This is a genomic window from Streptomyces sp. NPDC002104 (genome assembly GCF_053593795.1).
The window spans coordinates 69,286-93,617 of the sequence record NZ_JBSFDF010000032.1 but is presented as its reverse complement, the minus strand read 5'-3'; the positions used below and the strand labels follow the sequence as shown (position 1 = coordinate 93,617).

Sequence of the window (24,332 nt, the reverse complement as noted above, 5' to 3'; positions counted from 1 at the left end):
GCCCTGCTCCCGCTCCCCTCGGCGCGGTGGTATTCTCCCCCCCGGGCGGGGGGGGGGGGGGGGGGGGGGCGGGAGGTGGTCATCCGTCAGCGAGGAGGCCGGGCAGTGCGCGCATGTCGTCGAAGACGACGGTGCCGGGGCCTTCGAGCCGGTCCGCGGGCGTCATCCCTCCCGCGTAGGCGAAGGCCCGCATGCCCGCGGCCCGGGCTGCCTGGAGACCGTACTGGCTGTCCTCGACCACGGCGCACGCCTCGGGCGCGACCCCCATCCGGCGCGCGGCGTGGAGGAACAGGTCCGGGGCCGGTTTGCCGTGCCGGACCTCGGTGGCGCTGAAGATGCGGCCTTCGAAGCGGGAGTGGAGACCGGTCAGCCCCAGGGTGAAGCGCATCTTGTCGTGGCTCCCGCTGGAGGCCACGCAGGTGCGGAGTCGGGTGAGCGCGTCGAGGGCGTCGACGATGCCCTCGACAGGGGTGAGCTCGGCGGCGAACGCATCGCGGTAGAGGGACTCGTACTCCGCCTCCCAGTCGGCCGGCAGGGCGCGGCCGAGGTGGTCCTCGATCTGCCGCGTCATCGACCGGCTCGAGCGGCCCATGAAGCGCTCGACGATCTCGGCTTCGGTGAGGCTCCATCCCAGCTCGGCCAGGACGAGAGCATCCACGCGCACCGCGATGCGTTCACTGTCGACCAGCACGCCGTCGCAGTCGAATATGACGAGTTCAATGGGATGGATCATTCCCGCAGGATAGGCGGGCCCTCCCCGTCATCCCGGTCCCTACGGGAGCAGGGCCAGCGCCTCCGCGAGGTTGTGCTCGGCGATGCCCTGCATGAACTCCCGGTCGGGGAAGTCCCCGTCGAGGAGCCGCAGCGGGCCGGCCACCAGGGAAAGGCGCATGGCCAGCGCGTAGAGGTCGAGGCGCCGCGGGTCGAGGCCGGTGCGGGCCAGGGCCTCGTAGCGCTCCTGGAAGCGCAGCCGGAGGAAGACGTGCTCCCACTCGACGTCGAAGTACATGAGGCCCTCGATGTCGATGAGGACCGCTTCCCCTCCGGGGGCCACGAGCACGTGGTCGGGGCCCAGTTCCCCGTGGATCAGTCCGTGTTCCGTGCGGGGCGCCACCAGCGCCCGGAGGGTCCGGAGCCGGTCGTCGAGCCGGCCGCGGGCCGCCCCGATCCTGCTGTCGCGGCCCGCCGCTTGCGCGAGGTCGGCCAGGGCCCGGTCGAGGACGAGCTGCTCGCAGGAGCTCCCCGGGGCGGCGCCTCCCCGCTCCAGCAGGTCCACCCTGCCGTAGCGGGGGGCCCGGTGGCCGTGCATCCGGCCGAGGGTCCCGGCCAGGTCGGCCAGGGCCTTCCGTGCGGCGCCGGGGTCCGATTCGAAGAGCGCTTCCAGCGTGCCCCCGGCGACGTCCTCGACCACGGCGACGTCGGCCGCGTACCGCTGCCGGCCGGCGTCCGCCAGCAGCAGCCGGGGTACGCGGGCCCCGAGCCCGTGCAGCAGCCGCTGCGCGGCCAGGAACGGCTCCAGGCCGGAGGCGGGCGCGAACGGGTCCGTCCCGCCGGCCCCTTCTCCCGCGGTGCCCCCGGGCCAGAAGTTCTCCTCGTCCGCCCAGCTGTAGACGATCACGCTCGGCGTCCCGGAGCCGGTGAGCCCGACCCGGTAGACGCCCTTCTTGCTCCCGCCGCGCAGGCGTTCCACGCCGGCCACCCGGACCGCCCCTCCCAGGGCGTCCCGTACCACTCCCGACAGGTCCTCGGCCTCCGCGAATCTGCGCATCGGGCGAACCTATACCGCCCACGGGCACGCGGGCGTGCCGTCCGGTGGAACGGGGGCGGGACCTGCGGCCCGCAGGGAACGCGGAACGGCCCCCGTTCCTCCTGGAGGAGGGACGGGGGCCGTGCGGTGGTGCTAGACCGGCCTGATGGGACTAGGCGGACAGGGTGTTGCGGATCGCGGTCGGAGCGTGCTCCAGCTCGGTCGCGAGCTCCTCGAACTCGGTGACGTCGCTCATGTCGACCGTCTTGCTCATCGAGATGTTGGTGATGCGCTCGAGGATGGCCTCGACGACGACCGGGACCTGGTGCTCCTGGGCCCACTTCTTGGCCGTCTCGAAGGCCTCGCCCAGCTTGTCCGGGTCGGTGACGCGGATCGCCTTGACGCCCAGGCCCTCGGCGACCTTGACGTGGTCGACGCCGTAGACACCCAGCTCGGGGGTGTTGATGTTCTCGAACTCGAGGTTGACCTCGAAGTTGATGCCCAGGCCGCCCTGCGCCTGACGGATCAGACCCAGGTAGGCGTTGTTCACGAGGACGTGGACGTAGGGGACCTTGTGCTGGGCGGCGACCGCCAGCTCCTCGATCATGAACTGGAAGTCGTAGTCGCCGGACAGGGCGACGATCGGGGTCTCCGGGTCCGCGGTGGCGGCACCGATCGCGGCCGGGATGGTCCAGCCGAGGGGGCCGGCCTGGCCGCAGTTGATCCAGTTGCGCGGCTTGTAGACGTGCAGCATCTGCGCACCGGCGATCTGGGACAGACCGATGGTGGTGACGTAGCGGGTCTCGGGGCCGAACGCCTTGTTCATCTCCTCGTAGACGCGCTGCGGCTTCATGGGGATGTTGTCGAAGTGCGTGCGGCGCAGCAGCGTCGCCTTGCGCTCCTGGGCGGAAGCGGCCCAGGCGCTGAAGTCGGGCAGCTTGCCCTCGGCCTTGAGCTCCTTGGCGATCTCGACGAAGAGCTCCAGGGCCGCCTTGGCGTCCGAGGCGATGCCGAAGTCCGGGGCGAAGATCTTGCCGATCTGGGTCGGCTCGATGTCGACGTGGACGAACTTGCGGCCCTTGGTGTAGGCGTCGAGGTTGTAACCGGTGTGACGGTTGGCCCAGCGGTTGCCGATGCCGAAGACGAAGTCCGACTCCAGGAACGTCGCGTTGCCGTAGCGGTGCGAGGTCTGGACACCGACCATGCCGGCGGCCAGCTCGTGGTCGTCCGGGATGACGCCCCAGCCCATGAGGGTGGAGATGACCGGGACGTTCGTCAGCTCGGCGAACTCGACCAGCAGGTCGGAGGCGTCGGCGTTGATGATGCCGCCACCGGCGACGATCAGCGGACGCTCGGACTCGAGCAGGAACTGCAGGGCCTTGCGGGCCTGGACGCGGCTGGCGGCCGGCTTGTAGACCGGCAGCGGGGTGTAGGTCTCGGGGTCGAACTCGATCTCGGTCAGCTGGACGTCGATCGGGAGGTCGATCAGGACCGGGCCCGGACGGCCGGAACGCATCAGGTGGAAGGCCTCCTGGAAGACGCCGGGAACCTGGGCGGCCTCCAGAACGGTCGTGGCCTTCTTGGTGACCGGCTTGGCGATCGAGGCGATGTCGACGGCCTGGAAGTCCTCCTTGTGGAGCTTCGAGACCGGAGCCTGACCGGTGATGCACAGGATCGGGATGGAGTCCGCGATCGCGGAGTACAGGCCGGTGATCATGTCGGTGCCGGCCGGGCCCGAGGTACCGATGCAGACGCCGATGTTGCCGGCCTTGGCGCGGGTGTAACCCTCCGCCATGTGCGAGGCACCCTCGACGTGGCGGGCCAGCGTGTGCGCGATTCCGCCCACGTTCTTGAGCTCGCGGTAGAACGGGTTGATCGCAGCACCGGGAACGCCGAACGCTTGTTCGACACCCTCAAGCTTGAGGATCTCCACTGCAGCGGCGGCGGCTGTCATACGAGGCATCGAGTTCTCCTGCGGGTCTGGCGGGTCAGGCTTTTCCGTAATCCGGAAGTTTTGTTCTGCTATACGGAACAAGCTAAGCGGCGACTCCCCGCAACGTCAAGGCGGTACGGCACCTCGGAACCCACCAAAAGCCACGTCTTGGGCAGTGAGTTGTACGAAAAACCAGGGCTCGGCCGAAAATCGGGGGTCCGCCCACCCCCGCGGTGGCAGGTGGTGGACCATGGGCCTACGCACAGCTACGGCCTGCGCACGGCGTCGAAGGGGGTCCAGGTCTCATGGGGGATGCGGTACCGGTGCGCTGCCCGGCGTGCCTGCGCGAGAACGCTTACGCCGCCCCGGTGTTCCCCTGCGCCTGCGGGAGTCCGGTCGTCCCGCCGCTGGACCTGTCGTCGCCGCCCCGGGAGCTGACCCACCGCACCTGGACGGACAGCTGGGTCGCGGTGCGCTGCGAGGCCTGCGGCCGGGAGAGCGAGTGGCCGCACCCGGAGGTGGGGTGCGGCTCGTGCGGGACGGTGGTGCTGATTCCGGTGCATCCGCTGGAGCCGGTGGGCGGGGTCACGGGTGGGGCCGCCTCCGCCGGTGGGGACGTACGGACGCCCCCTCGCGCGGCCGAGCCGGTTCTCTCCCCGTCCGGCCCGCCTCCCGCCACCGGCCCGGCGGTGCCCCGCCCCGAGTTCCGGCCCGTGACCATCCGCACCGCCCGGGACGCGGTGGTCACCGCGGCCCTGTACCTGCGCTGGCTCGGCTTCCAGGACGTGCGCCAGCCCGACGGCCGGCCGCTCCCCTCCACGGCGGTGGACCTGCGGGCCCCCGGGCTGGTGGCCCAGGTGGACCCGACCACGGCCCCGGCGGGGCTGCGGGCGGTGGAGTGCGTCTGGCTGAACGGGCTCACGGCCTGCGCGACCAGCGTGTACTTCTCGCTCGCCGGATATACGCAGGAGGCGCGCGCCCGCGCGGACGACCTCGGGATACCCCTGTTCGTCATGGACCTCACGGGCACGCCGCAGCCGGTCAACGACCCGGCGGAGGACCTCCTCGGCATGGGGGCCTAGGCTCGGGGGGTATGACGTGTGTCTGCCTGCCGAGGAGAGCTTGATGAGCCTGTACGACATCCCGCTGACCACCCTGTCCGACGAGCCCACCAGCCTCGCCGCGCACAAGGGCAAGGCGATCCTGCTCGTGAACACCGCCTCGCAGTGCGGTCTCACCCCTCAGTACTCGGGCCTGGCCCGCCTGCAGTTCAAGTACGAGGAGAAGGGCTTCACCGTCATCGGTGTGCCCTGCAACCAGTTCGGCGGCCAGGAGCCCGGCAACGCCGACGACATCCAGACCTTCTGCGCGGCCGGCTTCGGGGTCACCTTCCCGATGCTGGAGAAGTCGGACGTCAACGGTGAGAGCCGCCACCCGCTGTACGAGGAGCTGGTGAAGTTCCCGGACGCCGAGGGCGAGGCCGGTGACATCACCTGGAACTTCGAGAAGTTCCTGATCTCCCCCGCCGGCGAGGTCGTGGCCCGCTTCCGTCCGCGCACCGAGCCCGAGTCCCCCGAGGTCATCGCGGCCATTGAGGCGCACCTGCCGGCGTAGCACCGCCCACAGGGCCGAGGCCTGGCGCCGGTACGGGGCTGCGCGCGCAGCCCCGTACCGCCGCTCGCCCCGCAGGCGGTCAGTTCACCTGCCGCTCCAGGCCCGTCCAGTACGGCTCCCGGAGCTTGAACTTCTGGATCTTGCCGGTGGCCGTACGCGGGATGGCGGCGCGGAATTCGACGGACGTCGGGGCCTTGTATCCGGCCAGCCGCTGCTTGCAGTGGGCGATGATGTCCGCTTCCGTGACGGCCTCCCCCTCGACGAGGACCACGAGGGCCTTGATCGTCTCGCCCCACTTCTCGTGCGGCACACCGATCACGGCGACCTCCGCGACCGCCGGATGGCTGAAGATCGCGTCCTCGACCTCGATCGACGACACGTTCTCGCCGCCGGTGATGATCACGTCCTTCTTCCGGTCGGAGATCGTCAGGTGGCCGTCCGCCTCGTCGACGGTGCCCCCGTCCCCCGTGTGGAACCAGCCGTCCCGGAGCGCGGCCGCGGTCTCCTCCGGCTTGTCCCAGTACCCCTCCAGGACGACGTTCGACCGGGCCAGTACCTCTCCGTCCTCCGAGACCCGCAGCGTGACCCCGAGCGCGGGCAGCCCCGCGCGGGCGAGCTTGTGCGCCCGTTCCCCGGCCGGCAGCCGCGCGTCTGCGGGCCGGGTCCGGTTGAAGGTGAGCAGCGGCGAGGTCTCGGTCAGGCCGTAGATCTGCGTGAACTCCCAGCCCAGTTCCTCGCCCATCCGCTGGATCGTCCGGCTCGGCGGCGGGGCGCCCGCGCAGACGACCCGTACCCGGTCGCGTCCCGGGATCTCCCCCTCCCAGGTCGCCGCCGCGTCCAGCACGGTGTTCCACACGGCGGGCGCACCGCACATCAGCGTGACCCCGTGCTCCTCGACCCGGCGCAGGATCTCGGCCCCGTCGACCTTGCGCAGCACGACCTGCTTGACGCCGAGCCCGGCCATCACGAAGGGCATGCCCCAGCCGTTGCAGTGGAACATCGGGAGGGTGTGCATGTAGACGTCACGCTCCCAGACCCGGGTGTGCAGGCCGAAGGTGAGCCCGTTCACCCAGATGTTGCGGTGGGTCAGCTGCACCCCCTTGGGGCGGGCGGTGGTCCCCGAGGTGTAGTTGATCGTCGCCGTCGCGTCCTCGTCCGGGTGCGACCAGGGGCGCGGCTCGACCCCGAAGCGCATCAGCATCGTGTCCGTCTCCGGCCCGAGGACGAAGCGGTGGCGGGCCTTGACGCCCGACAGCGCCTCGTCCAGTTCCGGGTCGACGAGCAGCACCGAGGCCCCGCTCTGCCGGACCACGTACGCGACCTCCTCCGGCTTCAGCCGGAAGTTGACCGGTACGCAGATGCGCCCGCTCATCGGCACCGCGAACAGCAGCTCCAGCAGCCGGGCGGAGTTGTGGCTGACCACGGCCACGCGCTCGCCCTCGGCGACGCCGAGCGCGTCGAACCCCGCCTGCCAGGCCCGTACGCGCTCGCCCAGCCTTCCGTAGGTCGAGTCGGGGACCGGTGGAGCGGGCTGATCCGGTTCGTCCACCACGCCCGGACTGGACGAGAACCCCAGCTCGGCCCGGTCGAGGAAGTCCGTGACGGTCATGGGAATCCGCATTGCTCTCTCCTAGGTCCCTGATCCCGAACAACTGCATGGCTGACGCGCGGGCGGCCGGCCCGCCACGAACGAGAACGATCGCGGGTGATCTCGGTCGTGCCAGGCATCGTGCCGTGTCGGGCGTACGGCCCACCAGAGCGCGGCGGGGTGGGGTGCGGTTGGGGCGGGGGCGGGGGCGGGGGCGGGGGTGAGGGTGAGGGTGGGGCAGGGGCAGGGGCAGGGGCAGGGGCAGGGGGCCGCGGCTCACTCGCGGATGGACCCGAAGCGGACGGAGGGCTCCCCCGCCCCGTCCCCCATCTCCGCGAGAAGCGCCTCCCCCTCGGCCACGATCTCCGCCCTGCCGGCCTTGGAGATCCTTGAGGCCCCGGAGACCGGCTCGAACAGCTCGACGGTGAGGTTGTTCCCGGCGTCGAGTTTCCAGAGCCCGGCGAGGAAGCCGTCGAAGAGCAGCGTGCAGTGGGCCTGGTTCCCGGTCCAGGTGGTCCCCTTCAGCTCGGGGGCGATCATGCGGGAGCGGTCGGCGTGGGAGAGGAGCAGGTTGTCGAACTCGGGGAGGAAGCGGGGCGGGGCGGGCTGCCGCGCATCGGGGCGGGGCGCGTCGGGCAGATCGAAGAGTTCGACGCCGTTCTCGTCCTGGAACACCTCCAGGACCGGCCTGAGCCGCTCGAAGGCCTCGCGCAGCCGGGTGAGCCCGGCCCACGTCTGCATGTCCTTGACGGACGCGGGCCCGAAGGCCCCGAGATACCGCAGCACGACGTCATCGATCCCCGCACCTTCCCCGGCCTCCCCGCTCCCTTCCCCACTCCACTCCCCGTCCCCACCAGAACCTCGGCGAGAACTGTCTCCCTCTCCCCCTCCCTCTCCCTCTCCCTCTCCCTCTCCCACCCACTCGCTCAGGGTGGTGAGGCGGACCTGTCCGCTCATCCCCCAGACCCCGCGCGGGGTGACCTGGACGAGCGGCAGCCGGCAGCGCGCGGCGACGGACAGCGACTGCGGGTCGGCTCCGGGCCACTCCTTGAGCAGTTCCTCCCGTATCTCCGCCATGGTCCGCGGCTCGGCCTCCACGAAGGCCCGCGCGCGCTCGGCCAGCCGGTCCAGGTCCACTCCGACCAGGCCTTTGCGGAAGTAGTTGATCTCCCGGTCGCGGGCGGGCTGGACGAGGGGGCGCAGCGTGAGCGCGTCGTCGACGGTATGGGTGTGGATGGTGGACCTCATGGTGACCATCCGGACCACCTGCCGGGACTCCATCAACCCGGCGAGCTCGGCCGGCCCGAATCCGGCGAGCCGGGCGTGGAGCTGGAAGTAGGGCGGCTTCACGTTCTGCGCCTGCAGACCCAGCAGGTGCCGCGTGGCGTCCTGTGCGGACATCTCGGCTCGGGTGAGGAGCAGCTGGCGGGCGAGCGTGGCGCGGTTCAGCGCACGGGTGCCGAGTACGGGACGCTTCGTCTTGGAGGCCATGACAGCAACGTAGCGGCCCATGCGGACACCCCCTGTCCGCAACTCCGAACCGGTCCTACCCGCGCGCACGCACCCGAATGAGCCCCGGGTTCCATTCGCCCGGTTATCCTTCCCCTTGCCCGTAAACACCCGTTCGACCGGGAGCTGACCTGCGATGTCGGAGCGACCAGAGAGCCGCAACCCCTCGCCCCCGCCCCCGTCCGCGTCCGGACCCGGGAAGCGCGGAGGCTGGCGACGCCCGCCCGCTCCTCCTCCGACGACTCCCCCGTCCACACCCCCACGGGCCCCGAAGCCGCCACCGCCGGCCCCCACCCCCGCGGACCACCGCAGCGTGATCGACTCCGCGGTCTACCGCGACGGAGTCCGCGTCGCCTCCCCCGCCACCCTCGCCGACACCTTCCGGCGGCTGCGCGAACAGCCCGACGGCATGGCCTGGATCGGCCTGCACCGCCCCACGGAATCCGAACTCCATTCCCTCGCGGCCGAGTTCAACCTCCACCCGCTCTCCGTCGAAGACGCCCTGGAGGCTCACCAGCGCCCCAAGCTGGAGCGCTACGGCGACACCCTCTTCGTCGTCCTGCGCGCCGCCCGCTACCTGGACGCCCTGGAGGAGGTCGACTTCGGCGAACTCCACATCTTCGTCGGGCCCGACTTCCTGATCACGGTCCGCCACGGCGCGGCCCCGGACCTCTCGGCGGTCCGCCGCCGCATGGAGGAGTCCCCCGAACTCCTCTCCCTCGGCCCGGAAGCCGCGCTGTACGCCATCCTCGACGCGGTGGTCGACGGCTACGCCCCCGTGGTGGAGGGCGTCCAGATCGACATGGACGAGATCGAGACCGAGGTCTTCAGCGGCGACCCGGAAGTCTCACGCCGCATCTACGAACTCTCCCGCGAAATGGTCGAGTTCCAACGGGCCACCCGCCCCCTGGTCGGCATGCTCCACAGCCTGATGGCCGGCTTCGCGAAGTACGGCACGGACGAGGAACTCCAGCGCTACCTCCGCGACGTGGCCGACCACGTCACCCACACCAGCGAACGCGTGGACGGCTTCCGCCAAGCCCTGACCGAAATCCTCACGGTCAACGCCACCCTGGTCTCCCAACAACAGAACGCCGAAATGCGCGCCTTGGCCGAAGCCGGCTTCGAACAGAACGAAGAGATCAAGAAGATCTCCTCCTGGGCCGCCATCCTCTTCGCCCCCACCCTGGTGGGAACCATCTACGGCATGAACTTCGAGACCATGCCGGAGCTGAAGTGGGTGGCGGGCTACCCCTTTGCGATCCTGCTGATGGCGGTGGTCTGCGTCAGCCTGTACGTCATCTTCAAGAAGCGCGACTGGCTGTAGCGAACCAGCACAGAAACTTGATCGACTTAGCGCAAGCGAACTACGGACCGCGCCTCCAGGGACTCCGTGGGGAGAATCTGGGGAGTATGCGCGGCAAGGGGTCGACCAGACGCAGCGCCGCCACCTCACCAGGGGGCGGCGCCCGGCGCAGTCGTCACCGACCGCGCTCCGCGGGAACTGGCCATTCGGTACGCCCTGCGTTTCCGCAGCGTGACACACGGCCCGAAGCCTCGACGCAGGCCAACGGGCCGTGCAGTCGGCCGGGCACCCCCGAAGACATGGCCGACTTGCACCCTTGCCACCCGCACGATCATGACAGTTCATCAGGTTCTGTCAGTAGCCGCCGCTACAACCGAACTGGAGGTCCGCACGGCGCGGACCGATGGGGAGGGACTCAGCATGCCGAAGGTACCGGACGGATACGTGCGCGTACGAAGCCACCTCCGCCGCAAGCCGGGCCCGAAGTCCGCCAAGGGGTTGAGCGTCTGGGCCATCGCCGGCCTGTGCGCGGTGGTGTGGCTCTGGGGCCAGGTCTTCGGGTTCGACGACAGCTCCGCCGAGCAGCAGCCCGCGCCGAAGCCCGGCGTCTCCGCGCCAGCGGGCGGGCAGTGACGGCCCGACGGCGGCGAAGCATCCGGTGGCGACCGCGCAGTACCGCAGACGTCCTGGGTGCGGCAGCCGTTGCCCTCGCTCTCGCGGTCGCCCTGGCACAGGCCACATCGCGCCTGCTTGCGAAGGCCGCCGAGAGCTGGCCGCTGCTGATCCTGATCGGTCTAGCCCTCGCCACCGGCTTGGCCTGCATCCGGGTATGGCGGTCCCGCCGGAACCGCGCGGACAGCGAGAGGCTGGCTCGCCTGCGCATCACCTTGTCCGAGTTGGACGCAATGGACGACCAGCAGTTCGAGTACGCGCTGCGCGACCTCCTCGTCCGCGACGGATGGGCGGCCACGAAGGTGGGACGCGGCGGGGACCAGGCTGCGGACGTGCTCGGCGTCCTGGTACCCCTCGGACGACTCGTGGTGCAGGCGAAGCACACCCGCGTCGGCGGCAAGGTCGGCTCGTCGGTGATGTACGAGGTGAACGGCACGGCAGGCCCCGCGCACAGGGCGGACCACGCGGTCGTCGTCACCAACGGCTCCTTCACGCGCGACGCCATGGCCTGGGGCGACCGCCACGGAGTCCACTGGGTCGACCGCGACCGACTCGGCCAATGGGCCCACGATGGCAAGGCCCTGCACGAACTGCTCGGACTGCCCTCCCGGCGCTCCCGCCTGCCCTGGCGCCGAGCGGCATGAGACGCAGAGCCTGACTCACCAACCAGAACGGGTGGCACAGCATGAGCTGTGCCACCCGTTCTCAGTCAAGGGCAAGGTCGTCTGGGACGTATTGAGAGGCCACTCCGAGCAGCGCATCGACTGCCGCGCGGCCCTTGCCGCCGGCCTCGGGCATGAAGTGGGCGTAGTGGTCGAGGGTGATGGTCGGGCTGGAGTGGCCGAGCCATCGGGCGAGGGTGACGACGGATTCACCCGCCTCGAGAATCACGGAGGCGTAGGTGTGCCGGAGTACGTGGAAGCCGTCCTTGCGGGAGGCCTTCCAGCGCTGGCCCTTCTCCCGCACGGGGATCACGCCAACCTTCGCAAGGGCGGGTTTCCACACCTCGTCGTTGAAGATGTTGGCGCGGATCGCGTTGCCGTAGGTCGTGGTCAGGGCCAGCGGGAAGGAGCGCTTCTCCCGATCGGGTTCGGGGCCGCCCCAGGGCAGCTCGACCTCGACGGCCGCATGCTGCAGGAAGTGTGCGCGCAGCTCGGTGGCCACCGAAGGCGGCATGTCGACGACGCGGGTCTTCCCGCCTTTGGGGAGAGTGAAGTACAGGCGGCCATAAAGGAGCTGGACCTGTCGGCGGACGCGGATGAGGCCGCGCTCGAAGTCGATGTCCGCCGGCGACAGCCCGAACACCTCCCCCTGGCGCAGTCCGCACCCGAGGGCGACGACGACGGCGTCCGGTACCGCTGGTTGATGACGTCCCGCAGCCGCTGCGCGGTCTCCAGCGGCCAAGCCTCCCGCTGGTCCTCCGGAGCCTTGGGCCAGCGCACCGACTTGGCGCGCATCGGGTTGCGGACCAGCCGCTTGTCGTCGATCGCCGTCTCGAAGACGTTCGAGAGGGTGGTCAGGATCTGCCTGGCGTAGCGCGGTGCGCACTCGCCTTCGAGCGTGGCGATGTAGCCGCGCAGGACTGACGCGGACACGTCCCGCAGCGCGACGTCACCAATGTGCGGGAGTATGTGGAGGCGAACACGCTCGTCCACACGCTTGACCGTGCCCGGTGCACCCCGCACGCCCGCCTGCCAGTGGCGCGCGATGTAGTCGGCGACGGTGATGGAGCCGTCGCGCGGGTCGACGAACTCGCCCCGCTCGCTGTCGGTGCCGGCCCTGCGGAGCCACGCCTTGGCGTCCTCCAGGGTGTCGAACGACATGCCCCGGACGCCCGGGATGCCCGCGACCCGGTACCGGCTGCCCTTGCCGTACCGGGCAGTGCGCTCGCGCTTGCCGGTGACGGGGTCCTTCTTCTTGTTGATCCAGCGGTCTTCGATGTAGCCGGCCAAGTGCTTCCTTGCAGCTAGGGGTTCGGGACGGTCGGCCGGAAGCCGTCAGACGGTTGCCGAGTAGGCAGCGCGCCGCTGCGGTGCGGCGCTCACGGGGTTGAGGGCGGGGTTGGAGCGGGAGTCCGCCTGTTCCTGCTCACGTATCCAGGCGTCGAGCGCATCGACCCTGTACGTCACCCGCCCGCGGGCGCCCATCCGGAAACTGGGCGGACCCTGCCGCCGGTGACGCCAGACGTAAAGCGTCTTGGGTGAAATGCCGAGATATGCGGCCGTGTCCTGGACCCCGAGAAACGCACGACCGACGGTGGGACGGTCACGAAATTCGAGAGCACGGGCAGAGAAAATCAGATCGATGACGGACAAGCGAAGTTCCTTACGCAGGGGACGGGAAAATGGACCACTGGCCACGCACAGGCGCAGCAGCCTCCAGGGACCACCAATGGTGCGGAGAATCCCCGGTTTCGGAAACCGGGGATCGTCGGCTATATTCCGCCCACCCTCAGCGACTCGGGGCGGCTCGACGGACCAGCGAGAAGCAAGTTCGGCGAGGATCCAAGGGCTGCGGCGATGGCGACGAGGTCGTCGATGTCGCAGCGGCATACCGTGCGTTCGATGCGGGAGAGCGCGGTGAAGGTCATGGGGCGACCGAGTGCGGTGACTCGGGCGGCGAGCTGGCGCTGGGAGTAGCCACGGGCCACGCGGGTGCGTTCGATGGCGTGGGCGGCGGCGCGTCCGGCGGGTCCGATTTCGAGAGGGCGTGGCGGCATTGGTGTGTTGTAGCTTGCCCGCCGGAGGCTAGGGAAGGCATTCCCCGTCTGCTGTGAGCGATCCCCTACATCCAATATCGCGGGCGATTTCGCCGACCGGGGTTTCGGGTTTACGGTCGTGCGACCGGAAAACCTTTCACGGCCGCTTGAGCCAGGTCTGGACTTCTGGACCCGGGGTGTGGCTGTGTTGTCCACGCACCCCGGCCCCGCCGGTTTCCATGCCCCGATTTCGAAAGGCGGTCGATCTCCATCGCCCGTATCCGCACCATCAAGCCCGAGGCCTTCGCCTCCGAGTCCCTGGCGGCCGTGTCCCTGAGCGCCGAGCGGACCTTCTTCGGTCTGCTCACCCAAGCCGACGACAAGGGCCGCATCCGCGACCAGGCCGCCGTCATCGCGGGACAATTGTGGTCGCTGCGCCGCGAACACAGCCCGGTGGAGGTCGAGGACGACCTGACGCAGCTCGACGCGGCCGGCCTGATCTGCCGCTACGAGGGCGAGGACGGAAGGCAGTACCTGCACGTCGTCGCCTTCGCCCTCCACCAGAAGATCAACCGCCCCAGCATCAGCAGGATCCCGTCCTGCCCGCACCACGACCTCGGCGTCCTGCGTGAGCCCTCACTGCCGGTGCACGGAGCCGTCACGGAGGCCTCCGTATCGGGTCAGGCAGCAGGCAGGGAGCCCACCATCAGCAGGAAATCCGCAGGTCAGGTGCAATTCAGTGAGCCCTCACAGCCGGTTGAGGGAGGGCTCACTGAGCCTGACGTGAGCCCTCAGCGTCCGGATCTAGGACCTAGGAACAGGGATCTAGGAACTACTCCGTTGGGAGGCGCGAGCGCCCCCGCGCCCCAGACCGTCTCGGCGAAGGACCTCATCGCCGAGTACACCGCAGCCTGCGAGCACCGCCCTCCCTCCACCGTGCTCGGCCAACTCGGGCAGGAGACCAGGAAGCTCCTCGACGAGGGCATCGCCCCTGCCCACGTACGAGCCGGTCTCGACCGCCACCGCGCCAAGGGCCTCCACCCGAAGACCCTGCCCAGCCTCGTGCACGAGGTCATGAACGCGGGTGCCTCCACGCCCACCGCCGCGCACCGTCCCTGGACCAACCCCACCGACGTCGCCGCCGCCTACGGAGGTGCCCTCTGATCACCACCGCCCTCCCGCAGCCCGCCGACCACGTCGTCCGGGCCATGGCGGGGATCTTGCGCCGCCGGGGCATGGACCCGTCCGTCATGGACTCGCAGGAACCGGAGCCCGCGCCCCAACCGGTCACGTCCCTGGCACTGGCCGACGCCCGCATCCCGCCGCGCTACCGGCAGGCCCTCGCCGATCACCCCGAGGTCGCCGCCTGGGTGGACGAGATCGTGCGTGCCGGGCGCCCCGGCCCGTCCGGCACACGGGGCATCGCAGAGGGCCCGTCGCTGCTGATCGTCGGCCCCACCGGCACCGGCAAGACCCACCAGGCCTACGGGGCCGTCCGCAGCCTGCTCGCGACCGGCGTCCGCCTGCGCTGGGAGGCCGTCACCGCCGCCGACCTGTACGCCCGCCTGAGGCCGCGCCCAGGACTCGACGCGGAACGTGAACTGCATACCCTGGCCCGCTGCCCGCTGCTGGTCCTGGACGACCTCGGCGCCGCCAAGGGCAGCGAGTGGACGGAGGAGCTGACCTACCGGCTGATCAACTACCGCTACGAGTACCTGCGCCCCACCTTGCTCACGACGAACCTCCCCATCCTCAAGCTCCGCACCGCCCTCGGCGACCGCGTCGCCTCCCGCCTCTCCGAGATGACCCACCGGGTCATCCTCGACGGGCCCGACCGCCGCCGCCGCAACTCCCCCGCCACTTGAACGCGCCCACCCTTTGGAGCACCACCCGCTTGACCACCACCTCCCACCGCACGCAGACCGCCGAGCGGTACGCCCTGGCCATCGCAGGCTGCGTCATCGTCGCTCTCACCGCCGCGGGTTTCTGGCTCTCCTACGCCCACCTCGCCGAAGTCACAGGGCGGCACGGCCTCGGGACTTCCCCCACCCGCCAATGGGCATGGCCCGCCACGCTCGATGCCTTCATCGTCGCAGGCGAAGTGCTCATGCTCCGCGCCAGCCTCCGCCGGGAATCCGACGGGTGGGCGATCGCCCTCACCGCTGCTGGATCGCTGGGCTCGATCGCCCTGAACGTCGCTGGCGTCAGCAGGTCCGACGGCGTCCCGGCCCCGGCGCTCGACTACGTCGTCGCCGCTGTCCCTCCAGCAGCCGCGCTCTTCGCCTTCGGCGTCCTCATGCGGCAGATCCACCGCCACGTCGCTGCCGAGGAGTCCCGCCACAGTCGCCGTCCTACAGGGGAACCCTCAACACATCCCGCGGACCTGGACCGTCCCCGCGCCCACTCCGCTATACCGCAGCTCCCGGACCCAGAACGGCCCGAGGTCCGCGAGGGTGACCGCCCCAGTCCGGCTGACGCCGTACAGGACGCATCAGGCGATGTGGCGGAAGAGACCGATCAAGTGGCGGAAGCCCACGCCTCGCCGAAGAAGCGCACTGGTCGCAAGCCCGCCGCCACCGACGACGAACTCTTCGCCATAGCCCTCACCGCCCCGCTCGGACGCGATGGACGCGCGTCAAGCCGCCACATCGAGACGGCTGTCCGCTCCCGCGGCCTCTCCCTCGGCAGGGATCGCCGGGACAAGATCACACGGCAGGTCCAGTCCGAACTCGACAGCGGCCAAGCGGACGCCGCGTAGGCCCCGCCCGAAAGTCACGCTGCCCCCACGCATCCATCGCGGAGAAAGCTGGCGTTCGTACGCCCCATCCCCGCAGCACAGAAGCCGTTCCAGCCCGACCAACAGGAGACACGCTCTTGCACGAACACCCCACTGCCGCAAATGCCCACGACCACCGACAGGCGGCCCCTACCCAAGCCCGAGACGGAGCAAGTTATCCCTTTGGACACTCCACCATCGGCGGAGTGTCCAAAGGGCTCTCCGCCCCAGGGGGACGGAGCCTCGTCCAGCGCCGGGGGACGCCTGACGAGGAGGCTGCGACCGCAGCGCGGGCGCAGCCGGGAGAAGATCAACAGCCTCCGTGCGAAGCCCCGAACACCTCCGCTACCCCTCCAGAGCCCCGCACACGACGCCGCACCCGCAAGCACAGCCGACGCTCCAAAGTGTGCAGCGTCCGTATGAACGACGCCGAGCACGCGCTCGTCGCGACCGCCGCCAAAGCTGTCGGCGTGACCGTCGCCGGCTTCTTCGCCAAAGCCGCCCTCAACGCGGCCCACGACCCTCACACCAGCGCCGCGGCCATCGCCGGACGTCGCGAGACCGTCATCGAACTGTTCACTGCCCGCAGGCACCTCGGTCAGATCGGCAACAACCTCAACCAGCTGACCCGCGCCGTCAACTCCGGCGGCCGACCGATCGACATCCAACTCGACGCCGTGCTCGACTCGGTCCGCCAGGCCTCCGCGCGCGTCCAGGACGCCACCGACCAGCTCCTCGAACACGGCTAGTACCTGCCTCACCGAGGTCCCCGAGATCCACCCTCCCCGCGTGTTGTCCCCATGCGCGCGGTCGATCCGCGTCAATGCTCCAGGACGACGTCGAGGTGTTCTTGCACCGGCTCGAACAGGCGATACGGGACGTACTCAGAGATGTCGGCGCGGGCCACCCACGCGAGTTCGGCCAGCTCGTCGGTGTCCGCGATGTGCGCGTGGCCGCCGGCCACCTCGCAGGCGGTGTACGACATCAAGCGGCCGGTGTCAGGGTGGACCCGTTCCCCCAGCGGTTTCAGCGCCCTCACGGCGAGGCCGGTCTCCTCCAAGGTCTCGCGTACGGCGGCCTCCTCCCGGGCTTCGCCCGGCTCGACCTCACCGGCGGGGAACTGCCAGTACAGCCGCCCCTCGCTGAATCGGCGCCGCACCATGAGAACGCGGCCCTCGTGCACCACGACGGCCGCCGCGATGGCCGGTCGGCCCTCAGCGTTCTGCTGCTCCACGTTGCTCCTCAGATCGGGTGGGCTGGCTGCCCCGAGGGGCGATACCGGCACGTCACTGCGGCTCGCCCCCGGCATGGAGGAGCGGCGCGAGCAGAGCGACCGCCTCCTCCCAGGGGAAGCGGTCGGCCCCGCCGCCGGACTTCGGGCGGTGGGGCTCGTAGCTGCCGATCAGCACGCCCATCTCCCGCAGCTCGTCGATGCTGCGCCGGTAGGCCCGGTGGGCGGCGAGCGCGGTGTTCACGTAGGGCAGGAGGACCGTGGGGACGCCCATGCCGGGGGCCTCGCAGAGGATGCCGAGGGCCAGATTGTCGGCGAAACCGGCGGCCCACTTGTTGACCGTGTTGAACGTGGCCGGCGCGACCGCGATGGCATCGGCCCGAGGGTACGCCCGCGCCTCACCGGGCGAACGCCAGGCGGACCTGACCGTGTACCCGGTCTGCTCCTCGACCGCCCGGGTGTCGAGGAACTCGACACCCTGCGGCGTGGCGATCACCCCGACCTCCCAGCCCCGTTCCTGCGCTGCGGTGATCAGTCTGCCGACGTCGCCGGCGATCCCGGCGGCGCAGACGACGACGTACAGGAAGGGCTTGGGCTGCGGCTCGGTCACGCGGGGACTCCCAGTCGGCGGCTGAAGTGGTGGAGCTCCGGCAGCGTACGACGGCGGTCCCGCGCGGCCATGTCGGCGACCAGTTCGCGGACGGCGGGACGGCGTACGTCCTGGGCGGCGCACGTCTCGGCGATCCGCAGAGCCTGGTAGCCGTCTGCCAGGCGACCCTGCTGGGCGTAGGCGCGGGCGGCCTCGATCCAGAGTGCGGCACGGCGCTCGGGGACCGGGATGTGGCGGTGCATGAGCGGGCGGGCCGCGTCGAGGGCGATGCCCGCGTCGCCGAAGGAGACCGCCGCGCTGATCCGGTGCAGGGTGACGTTCGTCGGGCTGAAGTTTGTACCAGGCGTCCGGGCGGTCGAGGGCGACGTACCGGGCCACCTCCTCCGCTTCGGCGAGGAACTCCCCGGTGGCGGCACGGTCGTCCGCGCGGCTCGCGGCCGTGGCTCCGCGCAGCAGGAGCAGCCCGAGGACGGCGAGGTGGTGCGGGGAGCGACGGTCGTACGAGCCGGTGAGCTGGGAAGCCGTGTGCCGGATCAGTGTGACGGCCTGGCCTGGGTGCTTCTCACGGACGAGGACGTGCGCGTGGAGCCGGACACTGGCGGCGAGGACGAGGGGGTCGCCGAAGCGTTCGGCCTCCGCCATGGCGCGGCCGACGGCCAGCCAGGCCGTGCCGGCGTCTCCCTGCTTGAGGAAGAGGCTGGCCGAGGTCTGGTAGGCCGTGGCGAGGAAGCGGGACACCTCCTCGGGCCGCGACGAGCTGCCTAGTGCATGGCGCAGATCCGTGATCAGGCCGGGAAGCGTGCGCTCCAGTTCCGCGTAGTCGCACGTGGTCAACAGCCTGCGGATGGCGGTGGCTCGTAGGCGGAGCCGGTCCGTGGAGGCCGGTTCCGTCATCGGGGCGGCGAGCACGCCGGGCAGGAGGGCCTGGACCAGCGCCGGGTGCGCGGCGGGCACAGGCGCGGCCAGCGCGGTGACGCCGGCGGCGAGGAAGGTACGGCGGCGCATGTCGTCTGTCTCCGGATCGTGGGGCTCGACTTCCGGGCCGGCGTCAGCGAGCCCGAGTTGGGCCGGCGGGATCCGCAGCACCCGGGCGACGTCGCGGAGGACCCGGATATCGTCGGTTCCGCGGCCGCCCTCCAGGCGGCTGATCTTCGACTGGTGGTAACCCAGTTCGCCGGCCACGTCCGCTTGTGAGCGGCTCTGTAAGACCCTTGCCCGGCGGATCAGCGCACCGATGCGGTGTGCCTCGCCCTGTGTGTCGGCCATCTGCGCCACGGCCCCTTCTGCCGAGACCGATCCTGCCTGCTCAACCGAGCCTATCGGTAGGGAAATTGTCCGCCATGCAGAACCTGCATGGACGATGCACGCCCTGCCCACGGCGTCGCGGGCAGCGCCCCCGGACCGGTTGCCTGGTGGAACCGCACCCCTCGAGGAGGCCGCCCATGGAAGTGCACGAGGTCACCCTGCCGGTGACGGGTACGCCGGAAGGCGCCGCCCGCGCCCGACGCACCGTGATGGACGAGGTCAATGGCTGGCGCCGAGGCGCGGTCACCGGCGAACTGCACGGAGCGGAGACCGTGGCGGGTGAGCTCCTGGCCAACGCCGTCCTGCACGGAGGTGCGGGGACCGCATCGATCACTGCTCGCCTGCGGGGTGACCGGCTGCGTTTCGAGGTCCGCGACCAGAGTGCGGCCGTCCCCCGGGAGCGCGCCGTCCACCCGGACTCCGAGCACGGACGGGGTCTGTTCCTCATCGCCGCTCTCGCCGACGAGCACGGCGTCGAGGAAGACGGCTCGGGCAAGTCGTGCTGGGCCGAATTCGACCTCGCCGCCCGACCAGCCCGCCCCACAACCTCCGTCTTCCTCCAACGTCTCGACCGAAGGAATTGATCGTGGCACTCACCCGAGCTTCGGCCTCGAACGCCGAAGTGATCGCCGTACGCCCCGGCAGCCCACTCGCCGGCTCCGTCACCGTCGACGGCTCCAAGAACGCCGCCCTTCCCATGCTGGCGACCGCGGCGGCCGTACGTCGGAACGTCCAGCTGGAGAACGTTCCGGCCAGCGCTGATGTCCAGGCGATGGTTGCCCTCCTCCAGGGGACCGGCTGGCACGTGGCCCGAGCGGTCGGACGGCCTGACATCCTGCTGGTCATGGCGCCCGAACACGCGCCCGCCGTTCCCGACCTGACCCGCGCCTCGGCCATTCGGGCCTCGTACTACCTGGTGCCCGCCCTCCTCGCGTTACGGGGCACTGCCCGGCTGCCGTGGCCCGGCGGCTGCCGGATCGGTCAGCGCGGGATGGAGCTGCACTTCAAGGTGTACGAGGCCTTCGGCGACCACGTCACCATCCAGGACGCCGGGTACTCCGTCGAGGCCAGCGGACAGGGCAGCGGCGGCACGGTCTCGCACCCGCTGCCCTTCCGGTCGCGCGGCGCGACGATCGCCGCCGTGCTGCGGGCGGTCGTCGCCGACCGAGCGTTGCGCCTGGGGCGCCCTAACCTCTCGCCGGAAGTCCTGACCGTGCTCGATGCACTCCGCTCGGCGGGTTGGCAGACCAAGGTGAGCGACCGGCTCCTCGCCCTCGATCCGGCACCCACACTCGCCGACGAGATTCCGGCCTGGCGCGTACCGGGCGACAAGGTCGAGGCGGGGACCCTCGCCTGTGCCGTCGCCGCCACCGGCGGCAAAGCACGGATCGAAGGCATCCACGGCCGGGACCTCGTGCCGTTCCAGGCGGCGCTCCAGCGGCTGGGCATCCCCACATCGGTGCGGGGCGAGGCGCTCCTCGTCGACGGCAGCAGCAACACCAGCCCGACGGGCCAGCCGCTGCGGGCCATCGCCACCCTCCATCCGGGGGGCCTGGACGCGGACTTCGAGCCGCCGCTGGTGGCCCTGGCCCTCGGCCGCCCAGGCACCCATCTGTTCGCCGACTCGATCAACCCCGGCCGTCACGGCAACCTGCTGCCACAGCTGGCGAGGCTCGGGGCCGACATCGAGGAGATCTCTCCCACCGAGTGCCGCCTGACCGGTCCGCAGCGCCTCACCGGAGCAGGTGTCGAAGCCACGGACATCTGCACCGGCTCCGCCCTCATGGTGGCCGCCCTGACCGCCCGCGGCATCACCACCCTCGGTGGAGTCGCCCAGCTGCGCAGGGGCCACGCCGACCTACCCGGCAAGCTGCTCCAGCTCGGCGCCGACATCTGCGAGGTCGCTCCGTGACCGCAAGCCATTCGGTCCGGTCGGTCCTCGCCACCACGGACGTGCACTCCGCCCTCGGCGCCAGCGCCTCCTTCCTCGGCCACCTCCACGAGGCACGGTCTGACAGCCTGCTCGTGGACTGCGGCGACTTCTTCGAGGGCACCGGCTACTACCGGCTCGGCAGGGGCGCTCTCGAACGGGACGTCCTGCTCGGCCTGTACGACGTCATCGCCCCCGGAAACCGCGGCTGGGCGCACTACTTCGAGCCCGCCCTCCACCAGCGGACCGTCTGCGCGAACGCAGTGGACGACGCGACCGGCACCCCGCTCTTCCGGCGCCTGCGCATCGTGGAGGTCGCGGGCCGGCCCACGGCCGTCACCGGGGTGATCGGGCTCCAGGCGTTCGACTCGATCCCGGGCACCCAGCGGCCGGGGCAACGGGCGGTCGAGCCCGTGAAGGCCCTGCGCGAGCTAATGCTGGCGCACCACCACGAGGTCGACTCCTGGGTGCTCCTCAGCCACTCCGGCTTCGAGGAGGACCTCGGGCTCGCCGAAGCCTGCCCCTTCCTGGACGTGATCTTCGCGGGCCACTGCCACAGCGATCACACGGGCCCCGCACGCATCGGCACCACCCTCGTCCTGAAGGGGCGCGAGCTCGGCGTCGGCTACGCCGTCGCCACGTACACCCCTGACCGCTGGGTCGGCCGGACCGCCCTCTTCTCCGACACTGCAGACACCATCCCGTCCGTCGTGCCGCCCGAGCTGGCCTCCGTACGGGACCGGATCGCGGCGTTCGACGCACAGCTGGCCGAGCCGTTGGGCCGGATCGCGGAACCGTACCGGAACGAACAGCTCGATCGCCGGGCCCTGGTCCAACACCTGGCCGACCGGCTCCGGAGCGGCCTGGGTGGTGACGCCGTCGTCCTGAACGAGACCGCCCTCCGCACCACGATCCTGGGCGAAATCCTGACCACCGGCGATCTGCTGACCCTCGAGCCGTTCGCGAACTCCCTGGTCGAGGCCCGGATCGCACCGGCCCACCGTCACGACACCGAAGCCTTCCTCGCCCACCTCACCGAGCGGGTCGGGCCCCTCGTCACTTCTCCCGACCTGCTTCCGGCCGGGCTGACGAGCGTGCTGACCACCGACTACCTGGCCGACAGCTGCCTGGCCGGCCGGGCCCGTCCCACCGGCCTGAGCCTGGGCTCGGCGATCCGGAGCACCCTCACGAACGGAGACGACCAGTGATCCTGACCGGTCCGGAGATCATCTCCGCCTCGCGCGACGGGCGGCTGCGCATCGACCCCTTCTCCTCCTCCCAGGCCAACCCAAACAGCTACAACGTCCGCCTCGGGCCCACCCTGCTGACCTACACGGACGACGTCCTCGACTCCCACCGCCCCAACCCCACCCACCGCGTCCAGGTCGGCGAGGACGGCCACACCCTGCAGCCGGGCGAGCTGTACCTCGGACACACGATGGAGGAGGTGGGCTCGGACCGCTTCGTCCCGCTGCTCTTCGGCCGCTCCTCCGTGGGCCGGCTCGGACTCTTCGTCGAGATCACCGCGCCCATCGGCGACATCGGCTTCCACGGGCAGTGGACGCTGATGCTCACCCCGACCCGCCCCGTCCGCGTCTACGCCGGGATGAAGATCGGGCAGATCATGTTCTTCGTCTCGGAGGGCGCCATCAACCTGTACTCCGGCAAGTACCAGGCGTCCGCCGGGCCGCAGCCCTCCGCCTACTGGCGCGACCTCGACCCCTCGGCGGTGACGCCGTGATCCTGACCGGACCGGCCATCGCCGCCGCCCGCGACGCGGGCCACATCACGATCGACCCGTACGAACCCGACCGCCTCTCCCCCAACGCCTACGACTGGCGCCTCGGCAGCACCCTCCGCGTCTGCCAGGGCGACTTGGACGCCGCCGCCCCCACCGCCTTCCGCGAAGTCACCCTCCCCGACGAGGGCTACATCCTCGAACCCGGCAACCTCTACCTCGGCCACACCCTGGAGCTGACCGGATCCGAGACCTACGCCCAGCTCCTCAACGGCGACCGGACCACCGGCTGCCTCGGCGTCTGGGTGCACGTCTCCGCGCCCCTCGGCCACCAGGGCCACGCCATCCGCTGGACCCTGGAGATCAGGGCCACCCGCCCCGTGCGCGTCCGGCCCGGCATGACCTTCGGAAAGCTCGTCTTCCTCCGCACCCACGGCACGCCGGCCAGCTACCAGCAGCACGGCCTCAAGTACCGCACCAGCGAAGGCATCGAGACCTCCCGCCTCTACGAGGAGAACCCCGGAGGACGCCGGTGAACCGCCTCGTCGCCACCGCCCTCGACCTGCCCTACCCGAGCCCCGGCGGGAGCGTCGAGCTCTTCCTCGACCTCTACACCGGCGAGCGGCCCGCCGTCCCCGCCCGCGCCTTCATGCTCGCCCCCGACGGCCCCAGCCCCCGGACACCCGCCGGCCTCGACCTCCTCCACACCACCGGGAAGTGCATCGGCGGCGACCGCTTCAACCGGTACGTCACCGACCTCCGTCACGCCCTCACGGCCGCCGTCGACCCGCGGCAGATCAGCGTGCTGCACCTCCACCACCTGGCCTTCGGCGCCACCCCGGCCCTCCTGCGCGCCTTCCCCCGCCACCCCCGCGTCGCATTCGTCCACGGCACCGACCTCCTCTACGCCGAGAACCACAGCACCCAGCTCCGCGTCCTGCGCGAAGCCACCAGCGCGGCCGACGCGATCGTCGTCCCCACCCACGCGATGACCGACCGTCTACTCAAGCTCGCCCCCAAGACCGACAGGCGCAAGATCGAGAAGATCCCATGGGGCGTCCCCGACCAGCTCCTGACCGCTCCCCCGCCCCGACCCGCACGACGCCGCACCAGCCACCTGCGCGTCCTCTTCGCGGGCCGCGTCAGCTCCGAGAAGGGCCTCGAACCCCTCCTCCAAGCCGTCGCGGCCACACCTTCCATCGAACTGAGCGTCGCCGCACCCCGGTCCCAGTTCCACGACCTCGCACCGGTCATCCGCCAGCACGGCGTCCACGTCCGCTACCTCGGCTGGTTCCGCCGACAGCAGCTGTGGAAGGTGTTCGCAGACCACGACGTCCTGGCCGTGCCCTCGACCACTCTGGAGGCCATGGGCCTCGTCGCCCTCGAAGCCCAGGCCTGCGGCCTCCCCGTCCTCTACCAGCCCGTCCCCGGCCTCACCGAGGCACTCGCCGGCACCGGCATGGCCACGGACTTCACCACCCCCGCCACCGCGGCCCACGACCTCAACCGCCTCCGCACCACACCGGGCCTGCTCGAACTGCTCCGCGCGGCCGGCCGCACCAACGCCGCCCGCTTCCCCCTCAGCACCACCGCCTCGGCCATCACCGAACTCGGCCGGCGGCTCACCTGACACCACCCGTGGCGCAGTCGGCCCAGCCCCGGCCGCGTCACTAGG

At 70.8% G+C, this 24,332-nt stretch carries 25 protein-coding genes and 2 pseudogenes; 15 read left to right on the top strand and 12 right to left on the bottom strand.

The features are described 5' to 3' along the window. Positions 1–79: 79 nt before the first annotated feature. From ACWCP2_RS25215 to gcl, 3 genes are all read right to left on the bottom strand, one after another. The gene (locus tag ACWCP2_RS25215; protein ID WP_450910844.1) at positions 80–733 is read right to left on the bottom strand and encodes an HAD family hydrolase; all 654 of its coding nucleotides are present in this window, start codon (positions 731–733) and stop codon (positions 80–82) included. 39 nt (positions 734–772) lie between these two features. Next, positions 773–1,768 (bottom strand): phosphotransferase family protein, encoded by a 996-nt coding sequence (locus tag ACWCP2_RS25210; protein ID WP_450910843.1) that lies wholly within the window; start codon positions 1,766–1,768, stop codon positions 773–775. A 151-nt stretch (positions 1,769–1,919) separates the two neighbouring features. Next, complete coding sequence (gcl, locus tag ACWCP2_RS25205) at positions 1,920–3,710, bottom strand: glyoxylate carboligase (protein WP_450910842.1); 1,791 nt, start codon at positions 3,708–3,710, stop codon at positions 1,920–1,922. Positions 3,711–3,985: 275 nt separating this feature from the next. Here gcl and ACWCP2_RS25200 point away from each other — a divergent pair, with 275 nt between their 5' ends. Both ACWCP2_RS25200 and ACWCP2_RS25195 read left to right on the top strand, forming a co-directional pair. Continuing rightward, positions 3,986–4,762, top strand: coding sequence for a hypothetical protein (locus ACWCP2_RS25200; protein ID WP_450910841.1), 777 nt, complete (start codon positions 3,986–3,988; stop codon positions 4,760–4,762). Between the two features lie 43 nt (positions 4,763–4,805). Continuing rightward, positions 4,806–5,294, top strand: a complete 489-nt coding sequence (locus ACWCP2_RS25195; RefSeq protein WP_450910840.1) for a glutathione peroxidase — start codon at positions 4,806–4,808, stop codon at positions 5,292–5,294. Between the two features lie 79 nt (positions 5,295–5,373). Here ACWCP2_RS25195 and ACWCP2_RS25190 read toward each other — a convergent pair whose 3' ends face one another. Next, positions 5,374–6,915: an AMP-binding protein gene (locus ACWCP2_RS25190; RefSeq protein ID WP_450910839.1), complete on the bottom strand. Its 1,542-nt coding sequence runs from the start codon at positions 6,913–6,915 to the stop codon at positions 5,374–5,376. A 243-nt stretch (positions 6,916–7,158) separates the two neighbouring features. Continuing rightward, positions 7,159–8,373 (bottom strand): winged helix DNA-binding domain-containing protein, encoded by a 1,215-nt coding sequence (locus tag ACWCP2_RS25185; RefSeq protein WP_450910838.1) that lies wholly within the window; start codon positions 8,371–8,373, stop codon positions 7,159–7,161. Positions 8,374–8,527: 154 nt separating this feature from the next. Here ACWCP2_RS25185 and ACWCP2_RS25180 point away from each other — a divergent pair, with 154 nt between their 5' ends. From ACWCP2_RS25180 to ACWCP2_RS25170, 3 genes are all read left to right on the top strand, one after another. After that, the gene (locus ACWCP2_RS25180) at positions 8,528–9,718 is read left to right on the top strand and encodes a magnesium and cobalt transport protein CorA (protein WP_450910837.1); all 1,191 of its coding nucleotides are present in this window, start codon (positions 8,528–8,530) and stop codon (positions 9,716–9,718) included. Positions 9,719–10,117: 399 nt separating this feature from the next. Then, on the top strand, positions 10,118–10,330 hold the full coding sequence (locus tag ACWCP2_RS25175) for a hypothetical protein (RefSeq protein WP_376135946.1): 213 nt from the start codon (positions 10,118–10,120) through the stop codon (positions 10,328–10,330). Positions 10,331–10,383: 53 nt separating this feature from the next. Then, on the top strand, positions 10,384–11,013 hold the full coding sequence (locus tag ACWCP2_RS25170; protein ID WP_403539099.1) for a restriction endonuclease: 630 nt from the start codon (positions 10,384–10,386) through the stop codon (positions 11,011–11,013). A gap of 61 nt (positions 11,014–11,074) precedes the next feature. On the opposite strand, the gene ACWCP2_RS25165 is transcribed toward ACWCP2_RS25170, so the two are convergent. From ACWCP2_RS25165 to ACWCP2_RS25150, 4 genes and pseudogenes are all read right to left on the bottom strand, one after another. Then, positions 11,075–11,773 carry a site-specific integrase gene (locus tag ACWCP2_RS25165; RefSeq protein ID WP_450910849.1) on the bottom strand — a complete coding sequence of 233 codons (699 nt, stop codon included), beginning with the start codon at positions 11,771–11,773 and terminating at the stop codon, positions 11,075–11,077. 107 nt (positions 11,774–11,880) lie between these two features. Next, positions 11,881–12,192, bottom strand: a pseudogene (locus tag ACWCP2_RS25160) (tyrosine-type recombinase/integrase); the annotation flags it as partial. Positions 12,193–12,366: 174 nt separating this feature from the next. Next, positions 12,367–12,684, bottom strand: coding sequence for a helix-turn-helix transcriptional regulator (locus tag ACWCP2_RS25155; RefSeq protein ID WP_450910836.1), 318 nt, complete (start codon positions 12,682–12,684; stop codon positions 12,367–12,369). Positions 12,685–12,803: 119 nt separating this feature from the next. Next, entirely contained in the window at positions 12,804–13,088 is a 285-nt protein-coding gene (locus ACWCP2_RS25150; RefSeq protein WP_450910835.1) for a helix-turn-helix domain-containing protein, read from the bottom strand. A gap of 249 nt (positions 13,089–13,337) precedes the next feature. On the opposite strand from ACWCP2_RS25150, the gene ACWCP2_RS25145 reads away from it, so the two are divergent. The 4 genes from ACWCP2_RS25145 (at position 13,338) to ACWCP2_RS25130 (ending at position 16,592) form a co-directional block, all read left to right on the top strand. Further along, positions 13,338–14,231, top strand: coding sequence for a hypothetical protein (locus ACWCP2_RS25145; RefSeq protein WP_450910848.1), 894 nt, complete (start codon positions 13,338–13,340; stop codon positions 14,229–14,231). Between the two features lie 44 nt (positions 14,232–14,275). After that, entirely contained in the window at positions 14,276–14,932 is a 657-nt protein-coding gene (locus ACWCP2_RS25140) for an ATP-binding protein (RefSeq protein ID WP_450910834.1), read from the top strand. A 29-nt stretch (positions 14,933–14,961) separates the two neighbouring features. Continuing rightward, a complete protein-coding gene (locus tag ACWCP2_RS25135) occupies positions 14,962–15,825 on the top strand; it encodes a DUF2637 domain-containing protein (RefSeq protein ID WP_450910833.1) in 864 nt (287 codons plus the stop codon). 437 nt (positions 15,826–16,262) lie between these two features. Then, positions 16,263–16,592, top strand: coding sequence for a plasmid mobilization protein (locus tag ACWCP2_RS25130; RefSeq protein WP_450910832.1), 330 nt, complete (start codon positions 16,263–16,265; stop codon positions 16,590–16,592). A 71-nt stretch (positions 16,593–16,663) separates the two neighbouring features. Here the strand turns inward: ACWCP2_RS25130 and ACWCP2_RS25125 are convergent, their stop codons facing one another. The 3 genes and pseudogenes from ACWCP2_RS25125 to ACWCP2_RS25115 all read right to left on the bottom strand — a co-directional run bounded on the left by ACWCP2_RS25125 (position 16,664) and on the right by ACWCP2_RS25115 (position 18,950). Continuing rightward, on the bottom strand, positions 16,664–17,077 hold the full coding sequence (locus ACWCP2_RS25125) for an NUDIX hydrolase (RefSeq protein WP_450910831.1): 414 nt from the start codon (positions 17,075–17,077) through the stop codon (positions 16,664–16,666). 52 nt (positions 17,078–17,129) lie between these two features. Then, positions 17,130–17,684, bottom strand: coding sequence for a flavoprotein (locus tag ACWCP2_RS25120; protein WP_450910830.1), 555 nt, complete (start codon positions 17,682–17,684; stop codon positions 17,130–17,132). After that, a pseudogene (locus ACWCP2_RS25115) lies at positions 17,681–18,950 on the bottom strand (helix-turn-helix domain-containing protein). Before ACWCP2_RS25115 ends, ACWCP2_RS25120 begins: the two are co-directional and overlap by 4 nt. A gap of 176 nt (positions 18,951–19,126) precedes the next feature. Between ACWCP2_RS25115 and ACWCP2_RS25110 the strand changes: the two are divergent. From ACWCP2_RS25110 to ACWCP2_RS25085, 6 genes are read left to right on the top strand one after another with little or no spacing between them, the layout of a single operon-like run. Beyond that, complete coding sequence (locus ACWCP2_RS25110) at positions 19,127–19,573, top strand: ATP-binding protein (RefSeq protein ID WP_389612018.1); 447 nt, start codon at positions 19,127–19,129, stop codon at positions 19,571–19,573. Positions 19,574–19,611: 38 nt separating this feature from the next. After that, positions 19,612–20,901 (top strand): UDP-N-acetylglucosamine 1-carboxyvinyltransferase, encoded by a 1,290-nt coding sequence (locus ACWCP2_RS25105; protein ID WP_450910847.1) that lies wholly within the window; start codon positions 19,612–19,614, stop codon positions 20,899–20,901. Further along, entirely contained in the window at positions 20,898–22,127 is a 1,230-nt protein-coding gene (locus ACWCP2_RS25100) for a metallophosphoesterase (protein WP_450910829.1), read from the top strand. The genes ACWCP2_RS25105 and ACWCP2_RS25100 overlap by 4 nt, the downstream gene beginning before the upstream one ends. Next, positions 22,124–22,660 carry a dCTP deaminase gene (gene dcd, locus ACWCP2_RS25095; RefSeq protein WP_450910828.1) on the top strand — a complete coding sequence of 179 codons (537 nt, stop codon included), beginning with the start codon at positions 22,124–22,126 and terminating at the stop codon, positions 22,658–22,660. Before ACWCP2_RS25100 ends, dcd begins: the two co-directional genes overlap by 4 nt. Then, complete coding sequence (locus ACWCP2_RS25090; protein WP_450910827.1) at positions 22,657–23,193, top strand: dCTP deaminase; 537 nt, start codon at positions 22,657–22,659, stop codon at positions 23,191–23,193. The genes dcd and ACWCP2_RS25090 overlap by 4 nt, the downstream gene beginning before the upstream one ends. After that, positions 23,190–24,287 (top strand): glycosyltransferase family 4 protein, encoded by a 1,098-nt coding sequence (locus tag ACWCP2_RS25085; RefSeq protein ID WP_450910826.1) that lies wholly within the window; start codon positions 23,190–23,192, stop codon positions 24,285–24,287. Before ACWCP2_RS25090 ends, ACWCP2_RS25085 begins: the two co-directional genes overlap by 4 nt. The last annotated feature ends 45 nt before the right edge of the window (positions 24,288–24,332 follow it).